Here is an 18,633-nt window from a genome sequence, read left to right as displayed (position 1 = left end):
GCGTCCGGACCGTCGCTACTTCATGGGCGTACTCATCGCGTGCTCATCGAGTGCTCATCGCAATCTCGACCTACTTCCAACTCGCGGGGTACCAGGGCCGCACGGAGGTTCCGCGCGACGCGTCTTACGGTGTTGCCTGCTCGGCAACTGTTGTCTGCTCCACGTATCGGCGCAACGCCTTTGTGTCGAGCGCTCCCGGGGCACGCAGCGCCCGCGTGAACGCCCGGCGGCGTACCGCCAGGTCGAGACAGACCTGGGCGGGGTGCAGGTACGCACCCCGGCCGGGCAGCGTACCGCGATGATCGGGGACGCATTCGTCCTCGATCGCCACGACCCGCAGCAGTTCGGTCTTGGCCGATCGCCGCCTGCACCCCACACAGGTGCGTTCAGGGCATGCGCGGGCGTGCGTCCGGCCAGACACTGCTAAGTCTACCTCCCCGCACCGACCTCACCCCTTGGGGGCAAAAATCGAACGGTTGTTGTCGTGATCCAAACGACATGCGGCTTGGATCTGTTCCCCGGCCCCCGGAGTGTTCCCGGGTGACCCGTTCGGACGTCCGATCGGGTGATTACTCCGACGGCTGCTCGGTGTCCGGCCGGATGTCGATCCGCCAGCCGGTGAGACGGGCGGCGAGGCGGGCGTTCTGGCCCTCCTTGCCGATCGCCAGCGACAGCTGGTAGTCGGGCACCGTCACCCGCGCGGAGCGGGCCGCGAGGTCCACCACCTCGACCTTGGAGACCCGGGCCGGGGAGAGCGCGTTCGCCACCATCTCCGCCGGATCGTCCGACCAGTCGACGATGTCGATCTTCTCGCCGTTCAGCTCGCCCATGACGTTGCGCACCCGGCCGCCCATCGGGCCGATGCAGGCGCCCTTGGCGTTCAGGCCGCTGCGGGTGGAGCGGACGGCGATCTTCGTGCGGTGACCGGCCTCGCGGGCGATCGCGGCGATCTCGACGGACCCGTCGGCGATCTCCGGCACCTCCAGCGCGAAGAGCTTCTTCACCAGGCTGGGGTGGGTGCGGGAGAGCGTCACGGAGGGACCGCGCACGCCCTTCGCCACCCGCACGACGTACGACCGCAGCCGCATGCCGTGCTGGTACGTCTCGCCCGGGACCTGCTCCTGCACCGGCAGGATGGCCTCCAGCTTGCCGATGTCGACGAGGACGTTCTTCGGGTCACGGCCCTGCTGGACCACACCGGTGACGATGTCGCCCTCGCGCCCCGCGTACTCGCCGAGCGTCGCGTCGTCCTCCGCGTCCCGCAGCCGCTGCAGGATCACCTGTTTGGCGGTGGTGGCGGCGATGCGCCCGAAGTCCGACGGGGTGTCGTCGAACGCGCGCGCCTCCTGCCCCTCCTCCAGGTCCTCGGGGTCCTCCTTCGCCCACACGGTCACATGGCCGGTCTCCCGGTTGAGCTCCACGCGCGCGTGACGGCGGCTTCCCTCGGTGCGGTGGTAGGCGATGAGGAGGGCCGCCTCGATCGCCTCGACGAGCAGGTCGAAGGAGATCTCCTTCTCCCGTACCAAGCCCCGCAGGGCGCTCATGTCGATGTCCACGGCTACGCCTCCTCCTCTTCCGTCATGTCCTTCTTGTCCTTGCGGTTGAACTCGACCTGGACACGGGCCTTGTCGATCTCGTCGAAGGCGAGCCGGCGGGTGGTGGCCTTGCGGCCCTTCACACCGGGTACTTCGAGGTCGAGGCCGTCGTCGTCCACGGTCAGGATTCTGGCGATCAGTTCCCCGTCCTCGCGGAGCGTGAACTTCACCAGCCGGTCCACGGCACGCCGGTAGTGGCGGTGCTCGGTGAGGGCGCGCTCGGCGCCCGGCGTCCCGACCTCCAGGGTGTACTCCGACTGGCCCATCGCGTCCGTCTCGTCCAGCGCGGCCGAGATCGCGCGGCTGACGTCGGCGACCGCGTCCAGATCCGCGCCCTCGTCCGAGTCGACGACCACGCGCAGCACCCGCTTGCGTCCGACCGAGTCCACTGCGATCTCTTCGAGATCGAGGCCCTGGGAGCGTACGAGCGGTTCCAGCAGTTCTCGCAGCCTCTCGCTCTGGGTGGTGCTCATCCGGGTGACTCCTCGGCCGCGTGTGCTGTTGTGGGTAGGGCGCGTGTCAGGTCAAAGGGTAGCCGCTCCACTGGGGTGTTGCCGTCCGCCTCCGGCCCCGGACGGTGGCCGCGGGAGGGCGGGCGCGGATGGGGTGCGGCCCGCCGCGCGGTTCCCCGTCCCCCTTTGGGGCGCGCTGGTGGCGACCTTGGATCACATGCGCGGGTACCGTGATCGCACCGCTTCTTTGTTCGTACGACCTCCCTAGGACGTCTGCTGTGTCGTTCAGCCTGCCGTCGCGTGCCCTGTCGGGGCCGCGCAGAAGGAGTTTGCTCGTCGGGGCCGCCGGTGCGGGCCTGCTCGCGGGGTGCTCGTCCGGAGGTGAGGGGTCGGACGTCGCCGGGGGCGGTCCGTCGGCCGTGGAGCGGGCACGCGCACGTGTCGCCCGGGACAGCGAGGCGCTCGTCGAGCGGTACGACGCCGTCGTCGCCGCGCATCCCGATCTGGCGGCGCTGCTGACACCCCTGCGGGCGGAGGTCGTCCGGCACGCCAAGGCGTTCGGGGACGGAAAGGCGGCGGGTGCCGGGAAGGCGGGCACGGACAAGGCCTCCGCTTCTCCGTCCGCCTCTGCTTCCGGCTCGCCCTCCGCGTCGGCGTCCCCCTCGCCCGTGCCCGAGGACCCCGGGGCCGCCCTCGCCGGGCTGGCCGCCGCCGAGCGGAAGCTCGCCGACCGGCGGGCCAGGGCGTTGCTGGAGGTGCCGGGCGAGGTGGCGCGGCTGATGGCTTCCGTGGCGGCGGCGGGGGCCGGGCACGCGTACATGCTGACGGAGGGTGCGAAGTGAGCGACGGGGAGCTGAAGGCGGTCCAGGCGGCGCTCGGGGCCGAGCACGCGGCGGTGTACGGGTACGGCGTCGTCGGCGGGAAGATCGGTGAGGCGCGGCAGAGCGAGGCGCGGAAGGCCTACGACGCGCACCGGGCCCGCCGGGACCAGCTCATCCGGGCGGTGCGGGACCTGGGCGGCGAGCCCGCCGTGGCGGCGGCCGGATACGCGCTGCCCTTCCAGGTGACCGATTCCGGCTCCGCCGAACGGCTCGCCGCCGAGCTGGAGGAGCGGGTGGCCGGTGTGTACTCCGACCTCGTCCGGGCATCCGAGGGCGACCGGCGGAGCGCCGCGGCCGAGGCACTGCGGGAAGCGGCGGTGCGGGCGGTGCGGTGGCGGGGCGCGAGCGTAGCCTTCCCTGGTCTGGCCGAGCGGACGGCCGCCGCGGGTCCGTCGGCCGCACCGCACTCCTGATCACGGTCCGGAAGGGAACGACTCGCACATGGCGCGCAGGGCTTTCGAGGACTTCGAACCGCCGCAGCGGCTGGTGCGAGCGCTGGCCGAGACCCGGCGGCCGGACGGCGGCGACGGGATCGGCGCATGGCTGGAAAACCTCCCCGAAGTGCTGCAACAGGCCGTCGATCTACGCGAGTTGACCGTCGAGCGGGTACAGGCTCCCGGTGGCCGCAGCAGTCTCGTGGTCCTCGTACGGCTGATCGACGGCACCCCCGCCGTGCTCAAGGTGGCGCCCGAGCGGGCCCGGCCGGAGAGCGAGCGGGCGGCCCTCGCGCACTGGGACGGGCGGGGCGCGGTGCGGTTGCTCGACCCCGGGAACGGGCACGGTCTGCTGCTGCTGGAGCGGCTGCGTCCCGATCTGTCGGTGCGGTCGCTGCCCGAGGCGAAGGCGTTGCTGGAGGCGGCGGCGACCTTGCGGCGGCTGTGGGTCGAGCCGCCCGGGGCGCATGTCTTCGAGACCGTGGCGGGGCGGACGGGGCGGCAGGCCGAGCTGATGCGGTCCGGCTCCGCCGGTGACGGGGAGACCGGCGCCCTGGTCGACGCGGCCCTCGCCGTGCGGGCGGAGTTGCTCGCGGACGCGCCCGAGGAGCGGTTGCTGCACGGGACGTTCCGGCAGAGCAAGGTGCTGGCCGGGGAGCGGTTGCCGTGGCTGGCGGTGGGGCCGGACCCGGTGGTGGGTGAGTGTGCCTTCGATCTCGCCCGCCTGGTGCGGGACCGGGTGGAGGATCTGATCGCGTCGCCGTCGGGGGCGGCGATCACGCGGCGGCGGGTCAGGAAACTGGCCGAGTCGTTGGACGTGGATCAGGAGCGGTTGCGGGGGTGGACGCTGTTCCGGGCCGTGGAGTCCGGGGTACGGGCGCTGCGCGTGGGGCGGCCGAGGGACGCGGAGTTGCTGCTCGAGTTCGCCGGGTGGCTCTGACCTGTTCGGACGGTGAGCCGATCGGTCGCGGGGCGTTCGGACGGTGAGGGTCGTTCGTGGCGGGTCGCGCAGTTCGCCCCGCCCCCTGCCGGCCAGGAGGCCCGCGGGCCGACCACCGGGGCGCGTTCACCGGTCGTCATGGCCGTTCCCCGGCCGGAGAGACGTCTGTCACGCCCTGCGGTCGGGGAACGGTCCGAAAGCAACCTGTGGGGGACCTACGGGTCCCGCCCGGAGGATGCTCGGCGCGTCCTCTAGGCGGCGGTCAGGCGGGCGATCGCCTCGTCGACCGTCAGCTCCTCGCGCTCACCGGTGCGGCGGTCCTTCAGCTCCAGGACGCCCTCGGCGGAGCGGCGGCCGGCGACCAGGATCTTCGGCACACCGATCAGCTCGGAGTCGGTGAACTTCACACCCGGGGAGACACCGGCCCGGTCGTCGACCAGGACGCGGAGGCCGGCGGCCCGCAGCTTCTCGGAGACGTCGAGGGCCAGTTCGGTCTGGAGGGCCTTGCCCGCGGCGACCACGTGGACGTCGGCCGGGGCGACCTCGGCGGGCCAGCACAGGCCCTTGTCGTCGGCGGACTGCTCGGCGAGGGCGGCGACCGCGCGGGAGACGCCGATGCCGTACGAGCCCATGGTGACCCGGACGGGCTTGCCGTGCTGACCGAGGACGTCGAGCTTGAGGGCGTCGGCGTACTTGCGGCCCAGCTGGAAGATGTGGCCGATCTCGATGGCGCGGTCCAGCTTGAGGCCGGTGCCGCAGTTCGGGCAGGGGTCGCCCTCCTGGACGACCACGACGTCGACGTACGCGCCGACCTCGAAGTCACGGCCCGCGACGACGTTCTTCGCGTGGGTGCCCGGCTTGTTGGCGCCGGTGATCCAGGCGGTCCCCGGCGCGACGCGCGGGTCGGCGATGTAGGTGACCTTCTCGCCGAGGCCCTGCGGGCCGACGTAGCCGCGGACCAGATCGGGGCGGCCCGCGAAGTCCGCCTCGGTGACCATCTCGACGACCGCCGGGGCGAAGTGCGCCTCGACCTTGCCCATGTCGACCTCGCGGTCGCCGGGGACACCGACGGCGACGATCTCGCCGTCGACCTTCACGAGGAGGTTCTTGAGGGTGGCGGAGGCCTCGACACCGAGGTGGGCGGCGAGGGTCTCGATGGTCGGGGTGTCGGGTGTCGGGATCTCTTCGAGGGCGGCCACACCCTCGGCGTCCACCGGCTTCAGCTCGAACGTGATCGCCTCGGTGTTGGCGGCGAAGTCGCAGGCGGGGCAGTCCGCGAAGGTGTCCTCGCCGGCGCCGGCCGGGGCCAGGAACTCCTCCGACTTGGAGCCGCCCATCGCGCCCGCCGTGGCGGCGCAGATGCGGTAGTCGAGACCCAGACGCTCGAACACCTTCTGGTACGCCTGGCGGTGCAGGGCGTACGACCGGGCGAGCCCCTCGTCCTCGGTGTCGAAGGAGTACGAGTCCTTCATCAGGAACTCACGGCCGCGCAGGATGCCGGCGCGGGGGCGGGCCTCGTCGCGGAACTTCGTCTGGATCTGGTAGAGGATCACCGGCAGGTCCTTGTAGGAGGACGCCTGGTCCTTCACGATCAGCGTGAAGATCTCCTCGTGGGTGGGGCCGAGGAGGTAGTCGCCGCCCTTGCGGTCCTTGAGACGGAACAGCTCGGGGCCGTACTCGTCCCAGCGGCCGGTCGCCTCGTAGGGCTCCTTCGGCAGCAGGGCGGGGAGCAGGACCTCCTGGGCGCCGATCGCGTCCATCTCCTCGCGGACGATGCGCTCCACGTTGGCGAGGACCTTCTTGCCGAGCGGCAGCCAGGTCCACACCCCGGCCGCCGTGCGGCGGACGTATCCGGCGCGGACGAGGAGCTTGTGGCTGAGCACCTCGGCGTCCGCCGGGTCGTCGCGCAGCGTCTTCGCCATCAACTGGGACATGCGCTGGACCGGTGGGTTCGCCATGATTCTCGTACTCCTGCTGCGGATCGGGTGATGGCAGGAGGTTAGCGGGGGTGGGCGGGCCCGTGGAAATCCACCGGGGCGGGGACGGCGTTACCTGCGGCGCAGGGGCAGAGGGGCGCCCATCACCGCGTACGGCCTGGGGGCGCTGGGGAAGACGACCTGGCGGGCGAGGTCGGTGTAGCCGAGGGAGTGGTAGAGGCCGCGGGCCGGGCTGTCGACGTCGATCGCGGAGAGGATCGAGCGGGGTTCGGCCGCGCTGTCGGTGATGGTGGTGATGAGGGCCCGGCCGACGCCTCGATTCTGGTGGCGGGGGTGCACGTGAAGTTCGGTGATCACGAACGCGTCGTCGAGCCAGTGGTCGTGGTGGAGGGCGCGGAGGTAGGGCTCGACGACGGTGGACCACCAGTGGGCGCGGTCGTTGGGCATGCCGTAGACGAAGCCGACGAGCCGTCCGGCGGTGGTGGCGCCGAGGGCACGGGCGCCGGGGTACGTCATGTGGCGCAGGACGATCTGGCGGCGGACCGCCACCTCGTCGGGGCCGAGTCCGAAGGCGATCGCTTGGACGGCCAGTGCCTCGTCTACGTGGGCGGAGAGGTCCAAGGGGCCGATGACGAGGTCCATGCGGGGACTGTACAGGGGGGTACCGATCGTGTGCCGGGTGCGGGCCGGATGTGGCTGGTCCGCCCACGCGGGGAGCCGCGCATCGACACAGCCCCGCGCCCTTACGGGGCCCGGCTTCTCAGAACAGGACGCTCATGAACGCGCCGACCTCTTGGAAGCCCACCCGCTGGTACGTGCGCCGCGCCGCCGTGTTGAAGTCGTTGACGTACAGGCTGACCAGGGGGGCGACGTCGGCCAGGGCGTAGCGGAGCACCGCTGCCATGCCGGGGGCGGCCAGGCCCTGGCCGCGGAACTCGGGGGCCACCCAGACACCCTGGATCTGGCAGGCGCGGGGCGTCGCCGCGCCGATCTCGGCCTTGAACAGGACGCGGCCGTCGGGGGCGAGGCGCGCGAAGGAGCGGCCGGAGCCCACGAGTTCGGCGACCCGCGCCTGGTAGAGGAGGCCGCCGTCGCCGGCCAGCGGGGAGACGCCGACCTCCTCGGTGAACATCGCGACGCACGCCGGCATGATCGTGTCCATCTCGTCCTTGCGGATGCGGCGGACGTACGGGTCGGGGACGACCTCGGCGGGGTCGGCGAGCCGGTCGGTGACCATGAGGGGCTGGTGGGAGCGGACCTCGCGGGCCGGACCCCAGCTGGGTTCGAGCAGCCGCCAGAGCTGGGCGGTGGGTTCGGCGGGGCCGACGACCGAGGAGCAGCGGCGCCCGGCCCGGCGGGCTCGGTCGGCGAAGGCGCGCACGGCGCGGGGGGTGGCGCAGATGGGGACGAGGTTGGCGCCGGCGTAGCAGAGGGAGGTGAGGGCACCGTCCTCGTACCAGCCCCACATCTCGCCGCCGAGCCGCCAGGGATCCAGGCCGGCGACCTGGACGCGGGACGTCACGAAGGCGTTCGCGACGGGGTCTCGGTCCAGGACGGCGAGTGCGGCGTCCAGGTCACTCGGTTCGAGGACCCTGGTGGTGGTCTGGGTCAACACGTGCGGGGGCCTCACCCTGGGGTCTGCGCTGGTCTTGGCACGATACCCTGCCGGGCTGTGCGGCGTGGCTGCGCCGCTGGGCCGGGCGCCTCACGGCTCGGGGGCTCCTGTGCGTTGGCGGGGTGCGGGCACGTCGTGGCTTGTCGCGCAGTTCCCCGCGCCCCTGGAGGACGGCCTGCGGCCTGTCCTCCAGGGGCAACGGCCTCAGCCCGCCACCGCCACCGTCGGCTCGCCCGAGGTGATGCCGTCCGCCTCCATCTGCTCGGCGATCTTCATCGCCTCTTCGATGAGGGTCTCGACGATCTTGGACTCGGGGACGGTCTTGATGACCTCGCCCTTGACGAAGATCTGCCCCTTGCCGTTGCCGGAGGCGACGCCGAGGTCGGCCTCGCGGGCCTCGCCGGGGCCGTTGACGACACAGCCCATGACGGCGACGCGGAGGGGGACCTCCATGCCGGTGAGGCCGGCGGTGACCTCTTCGGCGAGCTTGTAGACGTCGACCTGGGCGCGGCCGCAGGAGGGGCAGGAGACGATTTCGAGGCGGCGGGGCTTCAGGTTCAGCGACTCCAGGATCTGGTTGCCGACCTTGATCTCCTCGACCGGCGGGGCCGAGAGGGAGACGCGGATGGTGTCGCCGATGCCCTCGGAGAGCAGCGCGCCGAAGGCGACGGCCGACTTGATGGTGCCCTGGAAGGCGGGCCCGGCCTCGGTGACGCCGAGGTGGAGGGGGTAGTCGCACTGGGCGGCGAGCTGGCGGTAGGCGTTGACCATGACGACCGGGTCGTTGTGCTTGACCGAGATCTTGATGTCCCGGAAGCCGTGCTCCTCGAAGAGGGAGGCCTCCCAGAGGGCGGACTCGACCAGCGCCTCGGGGGTGGCCTTGCCGTACTTCTGCAGGAGGCGGCGGTCGAGGGAGCCGGCGTTGACGCCGATCCGGATCGGGGTGCCGTGGTCGTTCGCCGCCTGGGCGATCTCCTTGACCTTGTCGTCGAACTGCTTGATGTTGCCCGGGTTGACGCGGACGGCGGCGCAGCCGGCCTCGATCGCGGCGAAGACGTACTTCGGCTGGAAGTGGATGTCCGCGATCACCGGGATCTGCGACTTGCGGGCGATCACCGCGAGGGCGTCGGCGTCGTCCTGCGTGGGGCAGGCGACGCGGACGATCTGGCAGCCGGACGCCGTCAGCTCGGCGATCTGCTGCAGCGTGGCGCCGATGTCCGACGTACGCGTGGTGGTCATCGACTGGACCGAGACCGGGGCGTCTCCACCGACCGCCACGGACCCGACCTGGATCTGCCGGCTCTTGCGGCGCTCGGCGAGCTTGGTCGGAACGGACGGCATGCCGAGAGAAATCGCAGTAGTCATCTGCTGTGCAACCCCAAGTTGTGGATCAGGATCGGGTCCCGGTACGCGCGGGCTCCGGGCTTCGAGATTACGGCACCGGCATCGACCCGAGCACATCACGGTCCGTAAACCCACCCGTTGGGGATGCTCGCCTCGGTGTTCGGGCGCGGGTGGCCGGTTCGTGCGCGAACGACGGCGGCCGGGCCCACCGCGTGAGTGTGCCCGGCCGCCGTGAACCGCGGGTGACTAGGAGATGCGCACCGGGTTCACGAGGTCCGCGATCAGTACGAGCAGCGTGAAGCAGACGAAGATGCCGGCCACCACGTACGCGACGGGCATCAGCTTGGCCACGTCGAACGGGCCGGGGTCGGGCCGGCGCAGCACCTTGGCCGTGTTCCGGCGCAGCGACTCCCACAGGGCGCCCGCGATGTGCCCGCCGTCGAGCGGGAGCAGCGGGAGCATGTTGAACAGGAACAGGGAGAGGTTGAAGCCGGCCAGCAGGATCAGGAAGCTGGCGAGCTGCTGGGTGGCGGGGATGTCCATGGTGAAGATCTCGCCGCCGACGCGGGCCGCGCCGACCACGCCCATGGGTGAGTCCGCCGCGCGCTCGCCGTCGCCGAAGGTGGCGTCCCACAGGGCGGGGACCTTGGCGGGCAGGGAGAGCAGGGACTCGACGCCGTTCTCCATCATGTCGCCCATGCGGTCGACGGACTGGCCGAAGGAGAGCGGGAGGATGTCGGAGGCGGGGGTGAAGCCGAGCCAGCCGGCGTACACGTACTTGTCCTTGACGTAGCCGCCCTGGCCGTCGGTCTGGCTGACCTGGTTCTTGATGAGGGTGGGGGTCAGGTCGACCTTCTCGCCGCCCCGGTCCACGGTGAGCGTGACCTGCTTGCCGGGGTTGTCGCGGATGTCGGCCTGCAGGGCGGACCAGTCCTCGACGGGGGTGCCGTCGAAGGCGACGATCCTGTCGCCGGGCTTCAGGCCCGCCGCCTTGGCGGGGGCCTCCTTGTCGCCGTCCTTGCACTTCGAGCGGTTCTCACTGGCGGAGATGACGCAGTCCGAGACCTTGCTGACCGTGGTCGTCGAGGTCTGGGCGCCGAAGGTCATCATCACGCCGAGGAAGATCACGAAGGCCAGGATCAGGTTCATGAAGGGCCCGGCGAACATCACGATGACGCGCTTCCACGGCTTGCGCCGGTAGAAGAGACGGTCCTCGTCGCCGGGCTGGAGCTCCTCGAAGGAGGCCGCGCGGGCGTCCTCGATCATGACGCGCCACGGGGAGGTCGAGCGGCTCTCGATGCGGCCGTCCGGACCGGGCGGGATCATGCCGATCATGCGGATGTAGCCGCCGAGCGGGATCGCCTTGACGCCGTACTCGGTCTCGCCCCTCTTCTTCGACCAGATGGTCGGGCCGAAGCCCACCATGAACTGGGGCACGCGGACGCCGAAGAGTTTGGCGGTCGAGAAGTGGCCCAGCTCGTGCCACGCGATCGAGAACGCCAGGCCGATCACGAAGACCACTATGCCGAGGATGAACATCAGGGTCGTCATGCACGGGCCTCCGCGGTCGTCCGCTCGGTGGGTTTGCCGGTCGAGGTGGTCGAGGTGGTCAGTTCGCGGGCCCGGGCACGCGCCCAGGTCTCCGCTTCGAGGACGTCCGCCACCGTCAGGGAAGTTCCCGAGGCGGGGGTGCCGTGCTCCGCCACCACCCGTGTGACGGTCTCCATGATCGCGTCGAACCGGAGACCCCCGTGCAGGAACGCGTCGACGCACTCCTCGTTCGCCGCATTGAACACCGCCGGGGCGGTGCCCGCGAGCTGTCCCACGTGGCGGGCGAGCCCGACCGACGGGAACGCGTCGTTGTCGAGGGGGAAGAACTCCCAGCTGGACGCCTTGGTCCAGTCGAAGGCGGGCGCGGCGTCCGGGACGCGCTGCGGCCAGCCGAGGCCGATGGCGATGGGCCCGCGCATGTCGGGGGGCGTCGCCTGGGCCATCGTCGATCCGTCCGTGAACTCAACCATCGAGTGGACATACGACTGGGGGTGCACGACGACCTCAATGCGGTCGAAGGGAATGTCGTAGAGGAGGTGCGCCTCGATGACCTCCAGGCCCTTGTTGACGAGGGTCGCGGAGTTCACGGTGATGACCGGGCCCATGGCCCAGGTGGGGTGGGCGAGGGCGTCGGCGGGTGTCACGTCGGCCAGCTCGGCCTTCGTACGGCCCCGGAACGGGCCGCCGGAGGCGGTGACGACGAGCTTGCGCACGTCGGCCCGGGTGCCGGAGGCGAGGGCCTGGAAGAGGGCGGCGTGCTCGGAGTCGACCGGGATGATCTGGCCGGGCTTCGCCACCGCCTTCACCAGTGGGCCGCCGACGATGAGCGACTCCTTGTTGGCGAGCGCGAGGGTGCGGCCCGCCTCCAGGGCGGCGAGGGTCGGGGCGAGGCCGATGGAGCCGGTGATGCCGTTCAGCACGGTGTGGCAGTCGGAGGAAGCCAGGGCCGTGGCCGCGTCCGGGCCGGCCAGGATCTCGGGGAGGGTCTCCCCGGCGCCGTAGGCGGCGGCCAGGGCCTCGCGCAGTGCCGGTACGACGTCCTCGCGGGCGACGGCGACGGTCCGCACACGCAGCCGGTGCGCCTGTTCGGCCAGCAGCTGCACCCGCCCTCCGGCGGCCGAGAGCCCGGTGACGCGGAAGCGGTCCGGGTTGCGCAGGACGAGGTCGATGGCCTGGGTGCCGATCGAGCCGGTCGATCCGAGGATCACTACGTCCCGTGCGCCGTCGACCGGGTCGAAGACGAGATGCGGATCGGCGAGAGGGGCTGGACTGTCGCTCATCCCCCCATTGTGGCCGCATCCGGTGTCCGGCAGGACCGCGCGCCCCCTTGATGACCCACTTCGTGCCGTGTGCGGTTGACGAGCGCATTTCTCCGTTTGTGAAGCACGCGTGAAGGCGGGGTGATATGACTTCTCCCTTGCTGATCCGATTGTCGTATCAGCCGATCACGAACGTATGAACAAGGATCCTGGGGGGATTCATGCGTAAGCGCATACGCGCCGCCGTGCCCGCGCTCGCCGGAGCGGTGGCCCTGACCGGCACCCTGCTGAGCAGCCCGGCGGAGGCCGCCGGGGGTGTGGTCATCCACCGCGTGTACTTCGACAGTCCGGGCAAGGACACGCGGACCAACGCGCAGTACAACGCAGAGTGGGTGCAGATCAAGAACACGAGCTCGTCGGCGATCTCGCTGAAGGGCTGGGTGCTGAAGGACCTCGACAACCACAAGTACACGTTCCCGAACATCAAGATCGGGGCGAAGAAGTACATCAAGATCCGCACCGGGTCGGGTACGGACACCACCGCGACCAAGTACCAGAACCGCAAGGCCTATGTCTGGAACAACACCAGCGACACGGCGAAGCTGCTGAAGGCGAGCGGGGCGAAGGTGGACTCCTGCTCGTGGACCACGCGCGACGCCAGCGACAAGTACTGCTGACGCTGCGCGGGCGCCGCGTTCTCGATCGCGGGTCCGCCGTGGCTGGTCGCGCAGTTCCCCGCGCCCCTGAAGACGGCCCTGCGGGCCTGTCTTCAGGGGGTGCCACCCGGGCTCAGCCGATGCGACGGTGGACGTTCTCCTTCCCGCTCGGGCCGGGAGTCGCCTCCGCGATCCAGGGGCCCTCGCCGGAGGGGTCGATCACACCCTGCTCCAGCCACTCGTAGGCACCGCCTAGGACGCCCTTGACCACCTTGCGGTCGAGGTCGTCGGTGTTGCTCCACAGGCGGCCGAAGAGTTCCTCGACGCGGATGCGGGACTGGCGGCAGAAGACGTCGGCGAGCTGGTAGGCCTCACGGCCGTGGTCGCCCTGGCTGCGGAGCAGTTCGGCGCGGACGACGGCCGCGCTCATGGCGAAGAGTTCCGCGCCGATGTCGACGATCCGGCCCAGGAAGCCCTGCTTGGTCTCCATCCGGCCCTGCCAGCGGGACATGGCGTAGAAGGTGGAGCGGGCGAGCTTGCGGGCGTTGCGTTCGACGTAGCGCAGGTGCGTGGAGAGGTCGGGGTGGCCCGCCGGATGGAAGTCGCCGTACGTGCGCGGGAGTTGACCCGGGCCCGCGACCAGCTTGGGCAGCCACTTGGCGTAGAAGACGCCCGCGTTCGCGCCGGCCTTCGCCTTGTCGGAGAGGGACTTCTCCGGGTCGATCAGGTCGCCGGCGACGGTGAGGTGGGCGTCGACGGCCTCGCGGGCGATCAGCAGGTGCATGATCTCCGTGGAGCCCTCGAAGATCCGGTTGATGCGCAGGTCGCGCAGGATCTGCTCGGCGGGGACGGCCCGTTCGCCGCGCGCCCGGAGGGAGTCGGCGGTCTCGAAGCCCCGGCCGCCGCGGATCTGGACCAGCTCGTCGGCGATCTTCCAGCCCATCTCGGAGGCGAAGAGTTTCGCGAGGGCGCCCTCGATACGGATGTCGTTGCGGTCCTCGTCGGCCATCTGCGAGGAGAGGTCCAGCACCGCTTCGAGGGCGAAGGTGGTGGCGGCGATGAAGGAGATCTTCTGCCCGACAGCCTCGTGGTGGGCGACCGGCTTGCCCCACTGCTCACGGGCCGCCGACCACTCGCGGGCGATCTTCAGGCACCACTTGCCGGCGGCCACGCAGGACGCCGGGAGCGAGAGCCGGCCGGTGTTGAGGGTGGTGAGCGCGATCTTCAGGCCGGCACCCTCGGGGCCGATGCGGTGGGCGGCGGGGACCCGGACCTGGTGCAGGCGGGTGACGCCGTTCTCGATGCCGCGCAGGCCCATGAAGGCGTTGCGGTTCTCGACGGTGACGCCGGGCGAGTCGGTCTCCACCACGAAGGCGGTGATGCCGCCCTTGTGTCCGTCGGACTTCGGCACCCGCGCCATGACGACGAGGAGGTCGGCGACCACGCCGTTCGTCGTCCAGAGCTTCACGCCGTCGAGGAGGTAGTCGTCCCCGTCGGGCACCGCGGTGGTGGCGAGGCGGGCCGGGTCGGAGCCGACGTCCGGCTCGGTGAGGAGGAAGGCGCTGATGTCGGTGCGGGCACAGCGCGGCAGGAACTTCTCCTTCTGTTCGGGGGTGCCGAACAGCTTCAGCGGCTGCGGTACGCCGATCGACTGATGCGCCGAGAGCAGGACGCCGATGGCCGGGCTGGCCGAACCCACCAGGGCCAGCGCCTTGTTGTAGTACACCTGGGTGAGGCCGAGACCGCCGTACTTGGGGTCGATCTTCATGCCGAGGGCGCCGAGTTCCTTGAGGCCGTCGATGACCTCGTCGGGGATCCGGGCCTCGCGCTCGATCAGGGCGCCGTCGACCTTCGTCTCGCAGAAGGCGCGGAGCTTGGTCAGGAACTGCTCGCCGCGCCGGACGGCCTCGTCCGTGGGCAGCGGATGGGGGTGGATGAGGTCGAGGCGGAACCGGCCGAGGAACAGTTCCTTGGCGAAGCTGGGCTTGCGCCAGGCCTGCTCCCGGGCGGCCTCCGCCACCTGGCGGGCCTCACGTTCTGTGACGACGGGCTTCTTGAGGGGTGGGGCGGACATGAGGCTCACCTCGCCGCGAATCGGGATCTCGTACCGGATGGGTACCTGAATGGTTACCGATGGGTGCTACTCGATCGTTGGTACCCGATTCGGGATGAGCCCGCCACCCCTCGCGTGTGTGCTCGGCCGCTTCCGCCGGCCCGCGCACGCCCCGGCGGCCCGCACCGGCCGGATGCGCCCGCGCGTGCGCGGTACGGCCGCCCGGGCGCGGCGACGAGTTCTAGACTGTGGCCGAGAGTGCCTCAAGGGGCGCGGGGGACCGCGCGAGAACCCCACGAACCCGCGGCCGCACCCGCCTCACCCCCACCACTCCCTCCCCTGCCCGGGCGAATAATCGAAGCGCTTCGACAACCTATGGACACCCATCCGGCGCCGAGCTACTGTCGTGCCACCCTCACTCGCCCTGGTTCAGCAACACTGCGCTGTCGAAGCGCTTAAACACGCTTGGAGAGCTGGATGGTCACCCTCGCCGAGGTCGCCCAGCACGCCGGAGTCTCGGCGAGCACAGTGAGCTATGTCCTCAGCGGCAAGCGGTCCATCTCCGCCGGCACCCGGCAGCGGGTCGAGCGGAGCATCCAGGAGCTCGGCTACCACCCGAACGCGGGGGCCCGCGCCCTGGCGAGCAGCAGGTCGAACATCGTCGCCCTGATGGTCCCGCTGCGCACCGACATGTACGTCCCGGTGATGATGGAGATCGCCATCGCGGTGGCCACCACGGCCCGCACCTACGGCTACGACGTGCTGCTGCTCACCGGCGAGGAGGGCCCCGACGCGGTGCGCCGCGTCACCGGCAGCGGGCTCGCCGACGCGATGATCCTGATGGACGTGGAGCTGGACGACGAGCGGCTGCCGCTGCTGCGCGGCACGGATCAGCCATCGGTACTCATCGGACTGCCGGCCGACACCAGCGGGCTGACCTGCGTCGACCTGGACTTCGGCGCCACGGGCGCGCTGTGCGTGGAGCATCTGGCGATGCTCGGCCACCGCGACATCGCGGTCGTCGGCGAGGCGCCGGCGGTGTACGAACGGCACACCGGTTTCGCCGAACGCACCCTCGACGGACTCCGGTCCCGGGCGCGGGAGCTGGGTCTGCGCGTGCTGCACCGCCCCTGTGAGGGCGGCTACGACGCGATGGCCGCGACCCTGGCCCGGATCTTCGACGAGCGGCCGGGCACCACCGGGATCGTCGTGCAGAACGAGTCCGCGGTGGAGCCGCTGCTCGCGCTGCTGCGGCAGCAGGGGCGCGCGGTCCCCGAGGACGTCTCGGTGATCGCGGTCTGCCCCGACCAGGTCGCCGTGCAGGCCTCGGTACGGCTCACCTCCGTCGCCATCCCCGCCCAGGAGATGGGCCGCCGGGCCGTGGAACAGCTGATCGCCAAGCTGGAGGGCCGGGACACCGACGAAGTGGTGCTCCTCGCACCCGAGTTGACCATCCGCGCGAGCACGGGGCCGCTGACCGCCGGTTGACCGGCACGGGCCGCACCCGTGTCGTACGCCGGCGCGGGCCGGCCCCCGGACCCGGACGCCGACCCGACGCCGACGCCGACGCCGACGGATGACGGATGACGGGCGCCGGACGGCCGTCCGCTGACCGCCGCACGTAAGCGCCGTACGGCAGCCGCCGTACGGTCCCCTCCTCCCTGACCTCCTCCCTCCTCCTCCCTGACCTCCTCCTCCCTTCCAGGAGACCTCTCGTGAATCAGCCTGCCGAGAACCAGACCCCGACGGGTGCGGTCAGCCTCGCCCAGTCCTCCCCCACCGTCGGCACGTTCCGTGAGCGGGACGGGGCCCTGGAGTGGAGCGGACGCCAGGAGACCCTGCGGATAGAGCCCTGGGGCCCGGACGCGGTCCGGGTCCGCGCCCGCCTGGGCGGCCCCATCCTCGACGGGCTGCCGGGCGCCCTGCTCGACGTGGCGGAGAGCACCGAGAGCAGCGTCAAGATCGAGGACGGGCTCGGGCGGCTGACCGTCGGCGCGCTCACCGTCGAGGTCGACGCCGAGGGCCTGATCCGGTACTCGCGCACCGCCGACGGCGCCGAACTGCTGTCGGAGGCCCGCGCGCACTTCTGGTGGCCCGGCCCGCGCCTCTACACCGCCGTCGGCAACGGCCACCACCGCCTGGAGCAGCGCTTCGCCGCGTACGACGACGAGAAGCTGTACGGCCTCGGTCAGCACCAGCACGGGCGGCTGGACCAGAAGGGGCTGGTGCTCGACCTGGTGCAGCGCAACGCCGAGGTCGGCATCCCGGTGCTCACCTCCAGCCGCGGCTACACCCTGCTGTGGAACAACCCGGCGATCGGCCGCGTCGAGCTGGCCGGCAACGGCACCCGGTGGGTCGCCGACTCGGCCCGGCAGCTCGACTACTGGATCACCGCGGGCGACCCGGCCGACGCGCAGCGCCGCTACAGCGCGGCGACGGGCCGCACGCCGATGCTGCCGGAGTGGGCGGCCGGGTTCTGGCAGTGCAAGCTGCGCTACCGCACGCAGGACGAACTCCTCGCCGTGGCACGGGAGTACAAGCGGCGGGGCCTGCCCATCGACGTCATCGTGTGCGACTTCTTCCACTGGACGCACCTCGGCGAGTGGAAGTTCGACCCGGCCGAGTGGCCCGACCCCGGGGCCATGGTCCGGGAGCTGGAGGAGCTGGGCATCAGGCTGGTGGTGTCCGTGTGGCCGTCGGTCTCGCCGCTGAGCGAGAACCATCACCTGATGGAACAGCGCGGCTACTTCATCGGCACCCAGTACGGCCCGATGGCGCACGCCGACTGGCCGGACAAGGAGGTCGCCTCGACGGTCCAGGTCGCCTTCTACGACGCGACGAACCCCGAGGCCCGGCAGTTCGTGTGGTCGCGGGTGAAGGAGAACTACCTGGAGCCGTACGGCATCAAGGCGTTCTGGCTGGACGCCTGCGAGCCGGAGATCAAGCCGGGCTTCCAGGAGAACCTGCGCTACTGGGCGGGTCCCGGCCTGGAGGTCGGCAACATCTACCCGGCCGAGATCGCCCGTACCTTCTACGAGGGGCTGCGGGCGTCGGGTGAGGAGGAGATCGTCTCCCTCAACCGTTCGGCGTGGGCGGGCAGTCAGCGGTGGGGGGCCGCGCTGTGGTCCGGTGACATCGGCACGGACTTCGCCACGCTGCGCCGGCAGATCGCGGCGGGCCTCAACACCGCGCTGTCCGGCATCCCCTGGTGGAACACCGACATCGGCGGCTTCCACGGCGGCGACCCGGACGATCCGGCGTACCGCGAGGTGATGGTGCGCTGGTTCCAGTTCGGCGCGTTCTCGCCGCTGATGCGGCTGCACGGGTTCCGTGAGCCCGGCATGCCGCTGGGGCCGGCCATGACCGGAGGGCCCAACGAGGTGTGGTCGTACGGGGAGGAGGCCGGGGCGATCCTGGAGGACTTCCTGCGGCTGCGGGAGCGCCTGAAGCCGTATGTGCTGCGCGTCATGCGGGAGGCCCACGAGGAGGGGCTGCCGGTGATGCGGCCGCTGTTCCTGGAGTTCCCCGGTGACGAGCGGGCCTGGTCGGTGGACGACGCCTACCTGTTCGGGCGGGACGTGCTGGTCGCGCCGGTGCTGGAGGCGGGGGTGACCCGCTGGACGACGTATCTGCCGGTGGGAGCGCGGTGGACCGACGCGTGGACCGGCGAGACGTACGAGGGGGGCCGGTCGGTGACCGTGGACGCGCCGCTGGAGCGGATTCCGGTGTTCCTGCGGGACGGGGCCCCGGTGCCGATCGCCGGGTAGGTGCCGGATGCCTGTTCGCCGGCCGGGTCTACGCTATGGCGCCACGGCCATCCCATGATCCTCAGGGGTGCGTGCGACCCTTGAACGAGTGGAGATGGCGGAGGATGAACAGCCGTACGGGAGACCCCCGCGCAGTACGCGGGGGACGG

16 protein-coding genes are annotated in these 18,633 nt (G+C 71.1%); 6 read left to right on the top strand and 10 right to left on the bottom strand.

What is annotated here, in order from left to right; all coding sequences use genetic code 11:
• Positions 1-124: 124 nt before the first annotated feature.
• The 3 genes from H4687_RS33570 to rimP all read right to left on the bottom strand — a co-directional run bounded on the left by H4687_RS33570 (position 125) and on the right by rimP (position 2,068).
• Entirely contained in the window at positions 125-421 is a 297-nt protein-coding gene (locus H4687_RS33570) for a YlxR family protein (RefSeq protein WP_167358649.1), read from the bottom strand.
• A 148-nt stretch (positions 422-569) separates the two neighbouring features.
• Positions 570-1,556, bottom strand: a complete 987-nt coding sequence (gene nusA / locus H4687_RS33565) for a transcription termination factor NusA (RefSeq protein WP_013000332.1) — start codon at positions 1,554-1,556, stop codon at positions 570-572.
• 2 nt (positions 1,557-1,558) lie between these two features.
• Complete coding sequence (rimP, locus tag H4687_RS33560; protein WP_046913124.1) at positions 1,559-2,068, bottom strand: ribosome maturation factor RimP; 510 nt, start codon at positions 2,066-2,068, stop codon at positions 1,559-1,561.
• Between the two features lie 308 nt (positions 2,069-2,376).
• Between rimP and H4687_RS33555 the strand changes: the two genes are divergently transcribed.
• From H4687_RS33555 to H4687_RS33545, 3 genes are read left to right on the top strand one after another with little or no spacing between them, the layout of a single operon-like run.
• Entirely contained in the window at positions 2,377-2,889 is a 513-nt protein-coding gene (locus H4687_RS33555) for a hypothetical protein (protein ID WP_063778506.1), read from the top strand.
• Complete coding sequence (locus H4687_RS33550) at positions 2,886-3,341, top strand: ferritin-like domain-containing protein (protein WP_046913126.1); 456 nt, start codon at positions 2,886-2,888, stop codon at positions 3,339-3,341. The genes H4687_RS33555 and H4687_RS33550 overlap by 4 nt, the downstream gene beginning before the upstream one ends.
• Before the next feature lie 28 nt (positions 3,342-3,369).
• Positions 3,370-4,302, top strand: a complete 933-nt coding sequence (locus tag H4687_RS33545; RefSeq protein WP_046913127.1) for an aminoglycoside phosphotransferase family protein — start codon at positions 3,370-3,372, stop codon at positions 4,300-4,302.
• 251 nt (positions 4,303-4,553) lie between these two features.
• On the opposite strand, the gene H4687_RS33540 is transcribed toward H4687_RS33545, so the two are convergent.
• From H4687_RS33540 to dxr, 6 genes are all read right to left on the bottom strand, one after another.
• Positions 4,554-6,260: a proline--tRNA ligase gene (locus tag H4687_RS33540; RefSeq protein ID WP_046913128.1), complete on the bottom strand. Its 1,707-nt coding sequence runs from the start codon at positions 6,258-6,260 to the stop codon at positions 4,554-4,556.
• 90 nt (positions 6,261-6,350) lie between these two features.
• Positions 6,351-6,881, bottom strand: coding sequence for a GNAT family N-acetyltransferase (locus H4687_RS33535; RefSeq protein ID WP_046913129.1), 531 nt, complete (start codon positions 6,879-6,881; stop codon positions 6,351-6,353).
• Between the two features lie 118 nt (positions 6,882-6,999).
• On the bottom strand, positions 7,000-7,854 hold the full coding sequence (locus H4687_RS33530) for a GNAT family N-acetyltransferase (RefSeq protein WP_046913130.1): 855 nt from the start codon (positions 7,852-7,854) through the stop codon (positions 7,000-7,002).
• Positions 7,855-8,058: 204 nt separating this feature from the next.
• Positions 8,059-9,195: a flavodoxin-dependent (E)-4-hydroxy-3-methylbut-2-enyl-diphosphate synthase gene (ispG, locus tag H4687_RS33525; RefSeq protein ID WP_046913131.1), complete on the bottom strand. Its 1,137-nt coding sequence runs from the start codon at positions 9,193-9,195 to the stop codon at positions 8,059-8,061.
• 249 nt (positions 9,196-9,444) lie between these two features.
• Positions 9,445-10,749, bottom strand: coding sequence for a M50 family metallopeptidase (locus H4687_RS33520; RefSeq protein WP_046913132.1), 1,305 nt, complete (start codon positions 10,747-10,749; stop codon positions 9,445-9,447).
• A complete protein-coding gene (gene dxr, locus H4687_RS33515) occupies positions 10,746-12,029 on the bottom strand; it encodes a 1-deoxy-D-xylulose-5-phosphate reductoisomerase (RefSeq protein ID WP_005479683.1) in 1,284 nt (427 codons plus the stop codon). Before dxr ends, H4687_RS33520 begins: the two co-directional genes overlap by 4 nt.
• A gap of 200 nt (positions 12,030-12,229) precedes the next feature.
• On the opposite strand from dxr, the gene H4687_RS33510 reads away from it, so the two are divergent.
• Positions 12,230-12,685: a lamin tail domain-containing protein gene (locus H4687_RS33510; protein ID WP_046913133.1), complete on the top strand. Its 456-nt coding sequence runs from the start codon at positions 12,230-12,232 to the stop codon at positions 12,683-12,685.
• 112 nt (positions 12,686-12,797) lie between these two features.
• On the opposite strand, the gene H4687_RS33505 is transcribed toward H4687_RS33510, so the two are convergent.
• Positions 12,798-14,738, bottom strand: a complete 1,941-nt coding sequence (locus tag H4687_RS33505; protein ID WP_046913134.1) for an acyl-CoA dehydrogenase family protein — start codon at positions 14,736-14,738, stop codon at positions 12,798-12,800.
• A 456-nt stretch (positions 14,739-15,194) separates the two neighbouring features.
• Between H4687_RS33505 and H4687_RS33500 the strand changes: the two genes are divergently transcribed.
• Together H4687_RS33500 and H4687_RS33495 are read left to right on the top strand one after the other, a co-directional pair.
• Entirely contained in the window at positions 15,195-16,205 is a 1,011-nt protein-coding gene (locus tag H4687_RS33500) for a LacI family DNA-binding transcriptional regulator (RefSeq protein ID WP_046913135.1), read from the top strand.
• A 227-nt stretch (positions 16,206-16,432) separates the two neighbouring features.
• Positions 16,433-18,484, top strand: coding sequence for a glycoside hydrolase family 31 protein (locus H4687_RS33495; RefSeq protein ID WP_046913136.1), 2,052 nt, complete (start codon positions 16,433-16,435; stop codon positions 18,482-18,484).
• The last annotated feature ends 149 nt before the right edge of the window (positions 18,485-18,633 follow it).

The sequence above is a fragment of the Streptomyces stelliscabiei genome (assembly GCF_014873495.1).
GTDB classification, from domain to species: Bacteria; Actinomycetota; Actinomycetes; order Streptomycetales; family Streptomycetaceae; genus Streptomyces; species Streptomyces bottropensis.
The sequence above is the reverse complement of the archived record's forward strand: the minus strand, read 5'-3'. Positions and strand labels throughout refer to the sequence as shown.